This is a genomic window from Streptomyces sp. McG3, from assembly GCF_018619185.1.
Classification (GTDB): Bacteria; Actinomycetota; Actinomycetes; order Streptomycetales; family Streptomycetaceae; genus Streptomyces.
The window spans coordinates 1-7,692 of the sequence record NZ_JAAXYC010000349.1; the positions used below are offsets into that span (position 1 = coordinate 1).

5 protein-coding genes are annotated in these 7,692 nt (G+C 71.2%); all 5 read right to left on the reverse strand.

The window, feature by feature from the left end:
- Window positions 1-133: 133 nt before the first annotated feature.
- The gene (gene murD / locus HET64_RS33730) at window positions 134-1,579 is read right to left on the reverse strand and encodes a UDP-N-acetylmuramoyl-L-alanine--D-glutamate ligase (RefSeq protein ID WP_215111055.1); all 1,446 of its coding nucleotides are present in this window, start codon (window positions 1,577-1,579) and stop codon (window positions 134-136) included.
- Window positions 1,561-2,631 carry a phospho-N-acetylmuramoyl-pentapeptide-transferase gene (gene mraY, locus HET64_RS33735; protein WP_215111057.1) on the reverse strand — a complete coding sequence of 357 codons (1,071 nt, stop codon included), beginning with the start codon at window positions 2,629-2,631 and terminating at the stop codon, window positions 1,561-1,563. Before mraY ends, murD begins: the two co-directional genes overlap by 19 nt.
- On the reverse strand, window positions 2,628-4,049 hold the full coding sequence (gene murF / locus HET64_RS33740; protein WP_215111059.1) for a UDP-N-acetylmuramoyl-tripeptide--D-alanyl-D-alanine ligase: 1,422 nt from the start codon (window positions 4,047-4,049) through the stop codon (window positions 2,628-2,630). Before murF ends, mraY begins: the two co-directional genes overlap by 4 nt.
- Window positions 4,050-4,053: 4 nt before the next feature.
- Window positions 4,054-5,772, reverse strand: a complete 1,719-nt coding sequence (locus HET64_RS33745; RefSeq protein ID WP_374105600.1) for a UDP-N-acetylmuramoyl-L-alanyl-D-glutamate--2,6-diaminopimelate ligase — start codon at window positions 5,770-5,772, stop codon at window positions 4,054-4,056.
- A 40-nt stretch (window positions 5,773-5,812) separates the two neighbouring features.
- A partial coding sequence (locus HET64_RS33750; protein ID WP_285801931.1) for a penicillin-binding protein 2 occupies window positions 5,813-7,692 on the reverse strand: 1,880 nt, incomplete at its 5' end.

Sequence of the window (7,692 nt, forward strand, 5' to 3'; positions counted from 1 at the left end):
GTGAGGGGGCGGGGAACCGAGGCCCGTGCGCGGTCCCGCCGTACGGCGAATCTCTCGTCGGCCGGCATTGTCGCTGTCCCCTCCACTGCTCGTGCCCGGGGCCCGTGAAGCCCGGGCGCGGAGGCCCGGTCGGTCAGGCGCTCTCGTCGGCGCGTGCGCGGACCGCGTCCGCGAACGCCTCGCCCCGCTTGTTGTAGTTGGTGAACATGTCCATCGAGGCACAGGCCGGGGCCAGCAGTACCGTATCGCCCGGCCGGGCGAGCTCGGCCGCCCGCGCGACCGCTTCGGACATCGCCCCAGTGTCGGTCCGGTCGAGGTCGACCACCGGGACTTCGGGGGCGTGTCGCGTCAGGGCTTCGTGGATCAGGGCCCGGTCGGCGCCGATCAGCACGACCCCGCGCAGCCGCTTCGCCGCGCCGGTGACCAGCTCGTCGAACGTGGCGCCCTTCGCCAGTCCGCCCGCGATCCAGACGATGGAGTCGTAGGCGGCGAGGGATGCCTCGGTGGCGTGGGTGTTGGTGGCCTTGGAGTCGTCCACGTAACGGACTCCGTCGATGTCCGCGACGTGTTCGATGCGGTGGGCGTCCGGCCGGAAGGCGCGCAGTCCGTCCCGGACCGCGGCCGGTTCCACGCCGAAGGCGCGGGCGAGGGCGGCGGCCGCGAGGGCGTTGGCGATGTTGTGCGGGGCCGGCGGGTCGACGTCGGTGACCTCGGCCAGTTCCTGGGCCTGCTTCTGGCGGTTGGCGACGAACGCCCGGTCGACGAGGATGCCGTCGACCACTCCGAGCTGCGAGGGGCCGGGGGCGCCGAGGGTGAAGCCGATGGCCCGGCAGCCCTCTTCGACGTCCGCCTCGCGCACCAGGTCCTCGGTGGCCGGGTCGGCCGCGTTGTAGACGCAGGCGACCGTGTTGCCCTCGTAGACGCGGCCCTTGTCGGCGGCGTACGCCTCCATCGAGCCGTGCCAGTCGAGGTGGTCGGGCGCCAGGTTGAGGACGGCGGCGGAGTGGGCACGCAGGGAGGGCGCCCAGTGCAGCTGGTAGCTGGAGAGTTCGACGGCGAGGACGTCGTACTCGGTCTCCCCGAGCACCGCGTCCAGCAGCGATACGCCGATGTTGCCGACGGCCGCGGTGCGCAGGCCCGCGGCCTGAAGGATCGAGGCCAGCATCCGTACGGTCGTGGTCTTGCCGTTGGTGCCGGTGACCGCGAGCCAGGGGGCGGCCTCGCGGCCGTTGGTCCCGCGCAGTCGCCAGGCCAGTTCGACGTCGCCCCATACCGGGACGCCCGCCTCGGCGGCAGCCAGGAAGAGCGGCTTGTCCGGCTGCCAGCCGGGGGCGGTGACGACGAGTTCCGTGGACGGCGGCAGGGTCGCGCCGTCGCCGAGGCGCACGGTGATGCCGAGCGCCTCCAGTTCGGCCGCCTGCGCGCGGGCGCGCTCGTCGTCGCCGTCGTTGACGACGGTGACGAGCGCGCCGCGCTCGTGCAGGGCGCGGGCCGCGGGGATACCGCTGACGCCGAGCCCTGCGACGGTGACGTGCTTGCCCTGCCAGTCCACGGTGCTGGTCACTTCTTGGCTGCCCATCCCGCGTAGAAGAGGCCGAGGCCGACGATCACGCACATGCCCTGAATGATCCAGAAGCGGACCACGACCAGGACTTCGGACCACCCCTTGAGTTCGAAGTGGTGCTGGAGCGGCGCCATCCGGAAGACCCGCTTGCCGGTCATCTTGAACGAACCGACCTGGATGACCACGGACATGGTGATCATCACGAAGAGGCCGCCGAGGATGGCGAGGAGGAACTCGGTGCGGGACAGGATCGCGAGACCCGCGAGCGCACCGCCGAGGGCGAGCGAGCCGGTGTCGCCCATGAAGATCTTGGCGGGCGATGTGTTCCACCAGAGGAAGCCGAAGCAGGCGCCCATCAGGGCGGCGGCGACGACGGCCAGGTCGAGCGGGTCGCGTACCTCGAAACAGGCGCTCGGGTTGGTCAGTTTGTCCGCGTTGGCGCAGGACTCCTGGAACTGCCAGAGGCCGATGAAGGTGTAGGCGCCGAAGACCATGACGGAGGCGCCGGTGGCCAGCCCGTCGAGGCCGTCGGTGAGGTTCACGCCGTTGGACATGGCGAGGATCATGAACAGCGCCCAGACGCAGAACAGCACCGGGCCGATCGACCAGCCGAAGTCCTCCACGAACGAGAGCCGGTCGGAGGCCGGGGTGCTGCCCGCGGAGTTGGGGAACTGGAGCGAGAGCACCGCGAAGGCGATGCCGACGATCAGCTGTCCCGCCATCTTCGCCTTGGCCCGCAGGCCGAGCGAACGCTGCTTGACGATCTTGATGTAGTCGTCGAGGAACCCGACGAGGCCCATGCCGGCCATGAGGAACAGCACGAGAACGCCGGAGTAGCGGATGTCCTCACCCGTGATGACCTTCGCGAGGAGGTACGCGATGATCGTCGCCGTGATGAAGGCGATGCCGCCCATCGTGGGCGTGCCCTGCTTGCTGCCGTGCGTGCGCGGGCCGTCGTCCCGGATGAACTGCCCGTAGCCCTTGCGGGCCAGCAGCTTGATCAGCAGCGGAGTACCGACCAGGGTCAGAAAGAGCCCGATGGCCCCCGCGAAGAGGATCTGCCTCATCGGCCGGCGACCTCGCCCTCGGTCGAGTTCTCCAGCAGTGCCAGGGCGACCTTCTCCAGGCCGACCGACCGGGACGCCTTCACCAGCACGACGTCTCCCGGGCGCAGTTCACTGCGCAACAGGTCGACGGCCGCCTGTGCGTCGGACACGTGCACCGACTCCTCACCCCACGAACCCTCGTTATATGCGCCCAGTTGCAGCCAGGAGGCTTCTCTCCCCCCGACAGCGACGAGCTTGCTGACGTTGAGCCGGACGGCGAGCCGTCCGACCGCGTCGTGCTCGGCGAGCGACGCGTCACCGAGCTCGGCCATCTGACCGAGCACCGCCCAGGTACGTCCCCCGTCGGCCCCTCGGGCCTGGCCCATGGCAGCCAGCGCACGCAGTGCGGCTCTCATGGATTCGGGGTTCGCGTTGTAGGCGTCGTTGACGACCGTCACACCGTCCGGACGCTCGGTGACCTCCATGCGCCAGCGGGAGAGGGTGCCCGCCTCCGAGAGCGCCTCGGCGATCTCGGTCACGGACATGCCCAACTCATGGGCGACGGCGGCCGCGGCGAGCGCGTTCGACACGTGGTGCTCACCGTACAGGCGCATGGTCACGTCGCTGCACCCGGTGGGTGTGTGGAGCTCGAAGGCGGGCCGCCCGTCGGCGGTCATCCTGACCTTCTCGCCCCGTACGTCCGCTTCCGGGGCTTCTCCGAAGAGCAGGACGCGCGCCTTGGTGCGCGAGGCCATGGCGCGGACGAGCGGGTCGTCCGCGTTCAGCACGGCGCAGCCGTCCTCGGGCAGGACCTCGACCAGCTCGCCCTTGGCCTGGGCGATGGCCTCCCGGCTGCCGAACTCGCCGAGGTGCGCGGAGCCGACGTTCAGGACGAGGCCGATGCGGGGCGGGGTGAGGTTGGCCAGGTAGTGGATGTGGCCGACGCCGCGGGCCCCCATCTCCAGGACCAGGTGCTCGGTCTCGGCGGTGGCGGTCAGCGCCGTGACCGGCAGGCCGATCTCGTTGTTGAGGGAGCCGGGCGTCCACACGGTCGGGCCCTTGCGCTGGAGGAGCTGCGCGATCAGGTCCTTGGTGGACGTCTTGCCTGCGGAACCGGTGAGTCCGACGACGGTGGTGCCGAGGCGTTCGACCACGGCACGGGCGAGGGCTCCGAGCGCGCCGACGACATCGTCCACGACGATCGCCGGAACGCCGACGGGGCGGGCCGCCAGTACGGCAGCGGCACCCGCCTCGACGGCGCGCCGGGCGTAGTCGTGGCCGTCGACCCGTTCGCCGGCGAACGCGGCGAACAGGCTGCCCGGCGCGACCTCGCGGGAGTCGATGACGACGGGTCCGGTCACGGTGACTGCCGGATCCGGTATGTCGTACGACTGCCCGCCGACGATTTCGGCGATCTCGGCGAGGGAAAGGGTGATCACTTGGTCATCCCTGACTGTTGTTCTCGAGGTGAGGGGCACGGTCCGCGGCGCCGGGGCGCGTCAGGGACCGCTCGATGGCTGCGTGCAGGACCTTGCGGTCGTCGAAGGCGCGTACCACCCCGTGGATGTCCTGGCCCTGTTCGTGCCCCTTGCCCGCGACGAGGACGGTGTCGCCCGCCTCCGCGCGGGCGACGGCGGCTGCGATGGCCGAGCCGCGGTCGGCGTCGACCAGCACGTCGCCGCGCTCGTGGACGGGCACTTCGGCGGCGCCGGAGAGCATCGCGGCGAGGATCGCGAGGGGGTCCTCGGAGCGGGGGTTGTCGGAGGTCAGCACGGCGGTGTCGGCGAGCCGGGCGGCTGCCGCGCCCATCGGACCGCGCTTGGTGGTGTCGCGGTCGCCGCCGCAGCCGAGGACGATGTGCACCTTGCCCTCGGTGACCTTGCGCAGGGAGCGCAGTACCGACTCGACGGCGTCGGTCTTGTGCGCGTAGTCGACGACGGCGAGGTAGGGCTGTCCGGCATCCACCCGCTCCAGCCGGCCGGGGACCCCGGGGACGGCCGCGATGCCGTCGGCGGCGATCTGCGGGTCGACGCCCGCGACGGCCAGCGTGACGATCGCGGCGAGGGTGTTGGCGACGTTGAACGGGCCGGGCAGCGGGGCGCGGGCGGTGATCCGCTCGCCCTTCGGGCCGACGGCCGTGAAGGTGCTGTCCTGCGGTCCGACCTCGACGTCCTCGGCGTGCCAGTCGGCGTCCGGGTGGCCCTCGGCGGAGAAGCTGGTGACCGGCACCCCGGACTCGGTCAGGAGCCTGCGGCCGTACTCGTCGTCGAAGTTCACGACGCCGCGGTGGCTGCGCTCGGGGGTGAACAGCCGGGCCTTGGCCTGGAAGTAGTCCTCCATGCCGGAGTGGAACTCCATGTGCTCCGGGCTGAGGTTGTTGAAGACGGCGACGTCGAAGACGCAGCCGTCGACCCGGCCGAGCACCAGGGCGTGGCTGGAGACCTCCATCGCGACGGCCTCGACGCCGCGTTCGCGCATGACGGCGAACAGGGCCTGGAGGTCGGTGGCTTCGGGGGTGGTGCGCTCGGACTTGATGCGCTCGTCGCCGATCCGCATCTCGACGGTGCCGATCAGCCCGGTGGGGCGTCCGGCGGCGCGCAGTCCGCCCTCGACGAGGTACGCGGTGGTGGTCTTGCCGGAGGTGCCGGTGATGCCGAGCTGGAGCAGGCCGATGCCGGGCCGCCCGTAGATGTCGGCGGCCAGCTCGCCCATGACGGCGCGCGGGTCCTCGGTGAGCAGCACCGGCAGGCCGGTGGCCGCGGCGCGTTCGGCGCCGGCGGGGTCGGTGAGGACGGCGGCGGCGCCGAGGCCCGCGGCCTGGGCCGCGAAGTCGGCGCCGTGGAAGCGGGCGCCGGGCAGGGCCGCGTACACGTCGCCCGGGCGCACGGCCCGCGAGTCGTGGGTGATGCCGGTGACCTCACCGGACCCGGCCGTTTCGACGCCGAGCCGGTCTGCCAGCTCGCCGAGCGGGGTGGGCCGGAGCCGGTCCGGTCGGGGCGCTCCCGGGTAGGTCACAGGCGCGTCCTTCTGAGAGGTTTGGGACTGATCAGCGTGGGGCACGGCGGTGAGCGTACCGGGCCGGTGCGGCGTCTCGCGAAGCGAGGGACCCTGGTTCCGGCGGTTCTCGTTCCGGTTCCCGGGATCGGGGGTGATGGTTGTCACTGAGGGTTCCCTTGGAGGAGATGCTCGCGCATCCCCGTGTTCACTCGCCGGGCTTGAAGGACACCGGCAGCCGGGGCGGCTCGCTGCCGGACGGTGGGGTCTGGAGGGTCTTGAGCGCGAACTCCATGACCTGCTTGTAGATCGGGCCGCAGATCTGGCCGCCGAAGTAGCTGCCCTTGGTGGGGTTCTGGATCGCGCAGTAGACGGTGATCTGCGGGTTGTCGGCGGGGGCGAAGCCCGCGAAGGAGGCGGTGTAGCCCTTGTAGACGCCGCGGACGGGGTCGACGCGGTTGGCGGTGCCGGTCTTGCCCGCGACCCGGTAGCCGGGGATGGCGGCCTTGGTGCCGGTCCCCTCCCGGTCGTCGACGACGGACTCCAGCATCGTCGCCAGGGTCTTGGCGGTCTTCTCGCTGACCACCCGGTTCCCCTCGGGGGCCTCGGCGGCGGTGAAGCGCCCGTCGGAGCCCTTGGCGCCGCGCACGAGGGTGGGGGCGATCCGTACGCCGCCGTTGGCGATGGTGGAGTAGACCGAGGCGGCCTGGACGGCGTTGAGCGAGAGGCCCTGGCCGAAGGGGATCGTGTACTGCTGCGAGGTCGACCAGTCCTTGGGGTGGGCCAGGAGGCCCGGCGACTCCCCCGGGTAGCCGAGCCCGGTCTTGGAGCCGAGGCCGAACTTGCGCAGGTAGGAGTAGAGGACCTGGTTGGATTCCGCCTGGGTCTTGCCGAGCTGACCGGTCGCCAGGATGGTACCGATGTTGCTGGACTTGGCGAGGACCCCGTTGAGCGTGAGGTACCAGGTGGGGTGGTCCACGTCGTCCTTGAAGAGCCGGTCGCCGCGGTGCAGCCGGTTGGGGACGGTGACGTGGGTGCCGGGCGTGGCGGCCTTCTCCTCCAGTACGGCGGCCATGGACATGACCTTGCTGGTGGAGCCGGGCTCGTACACGTCCTGGAGGGCCGCGTTGCCTAGGGAGGCGGAGGTCGCCTCGGAGAGGTCGTTGGGGTCGTAGCCGGGGGCGTTGGCCATGGCCAGCAGCTCGCCGGTCCGCGTGTTCTGCACGATGACGTAGCCGCGGTCGGCCTTGGACTTCTCGACCTGGTCGCTGATGGCCTTCTGGGCGGCCCACTGGATGTCGCGGTCGATGGTCAGCTCGATGTCGGAGCCGGGTACGGCCGGGATCTCGCTGCCGCCCGCGGTGGGGACCCGGCGGCCGCCGGCCTGGGCGTAGCGGATCTTGCCGTCCTCGCCGGCGAGTTCCTTGTCGAGCTGCGATTCGAGGCCGCCGCCGCCCTTGCCGTCGGCGCTGACGAATCCCAGTATCCCGGCGGCGAGATCCCCGTTGGGGTAGACGCGCTTGGTGGTCGGCACCTGGAGGACGCCGGCCAGGACGTTGGCTCCCGGACCACCCTTCAGCTTGTCCTCGTACGCCTTCTCGGCGAAGACGGACTTGAGGTCCTTGATCTGCTTCCAGACCTGGGGTGTCTGCCGGTAGGCGAGGACGGTGTAGCGGGACTTGGGTGCCGAGAGCTTCTTGACGAGCTCGTCGACGTCCTTGCCGAGGATCGGGGCGAGCAGGGCCGCCGCCTGCTGGGGTGCGTCGGGGGCCTTGCTGTCCTTTGGCGTGAACATCTTCGGGTCGGCCGTGATGTTGTGCGCGTCCACGCTGGTGGCGAGCGCGACGCCTTTGCGGTCGGTGATCTCGCCGCGCTCGGCGGCGACCGTGTACTCCAGGTAGCGGTTCTTCTCGGCCTTGGCCGCGTACGCGCTGGCGTCGACGGCCTGGACCTGGAGCAGGCGGGCCACGAAGGCCAGCATGACCAGCGTCAGCCCGAGGCTGACGAGCCGCAGCCGGGGGCGGGGGCTGCCGAGGCGCAGCGAGCGCTGTGCGCCTGGGCGCGCTGTGGTGCGCCCAGGGGCGGAAC

What these genes read in the sequence shown, in the direction of transcription:
- murD (WP_215111055.1), bottom strand. Translation starts at nt 1,579, where the DNA reads ATGGGCAGCCAAGAAGTGACCAGCACCGTGGACTGGCAGGGCAAGCAC.
- mraY (WP_215111057.1), bottom strand. Translation starts at nt 2,631, where the DNA reads ATGAGGCAGATCCTCTTCGCGGGGGCCATCGGGCTCTTTCTGACCCTG.